General features: G+C 57.1%; 1 pseudogene. It reads left to right on the top strand.

What is annotated here, in order from left to right:
- Positions 1-707: pseudogene (locus HMPREF2884_RS09260) on the top strand (hypothetical protein); the annotation flags it as partial.

Raw genomic sequence — 707 nt, 5'->3', positions numbered from 1 at the left:
ACGTTGAAGCCGGGCAGGCTCTACATGATTGGCATCTACGGTTCTAATCTGCCTCGTCCTGGCGAAGAGGAGTACAGCGGTAGCCTACTGACCAGTGTCGCTGAGTTCCTTCCCGTGCGGTCTACGCAGCCTAACCCTGACCAGCCTGTAGCGCGTCCGGACTTGTACATTCTGAATAAGCGCTTCAGCCCGTACGAGGAGATGAATACCCTCACCGCGCGTATCTCGAATCTTCCGAAGCTTACCGATGGTCATTACCGTTTCTCGGTTCAGGCAACGGATGATTCTGGCGAGCCAACCGGCGAGAAGGCCCTGGAACAGGTCATTCCTGCTGAGCACCTTCAGAATGGTTCTACGGATGAGAAGCTGAATATTCCCGGTAGCGCGCTGAATTATGAGGGGTCTTACAGGGTTGTTCTGGAAAAGGTAACCCCCGGCAAGGATGGCGCCGCGGACACGGTCGAGCAGGTCACTTCTGAGGGCCTTGAGCTCTTTGTAAGCTACACTGCGGAGCGGGAAGCGGCTGTTGAGTGGGTTAAGCAGCAGGCTCTTCTGGATGAGCATAAGGCTGTGCTGAGTCGCCGCGATGTCACGGTGGCGCTGTACCGTCTTGCGGGCGCACCTCATGTTGAGCTGCCTGCAACCAGTCCTTACGCGGATGTAACCCCGGACGATCCGGACTATGCCGCGATTGTGTGGGCTCGTCA

Source organism: Rothia sp. HMSC073B08 (assembly GCF_001812975.1).
Lineage (GTDB): Bacteria > Actinomycetota > Actinomycetes > Actinomycetales > Micrococcaceae > Rothia > Rothia mucilaginosa.
Note: the sequence above shows the minus strand (reverse complement) of the source record. Positions and strands in the feature narration are given on the sequence as shown.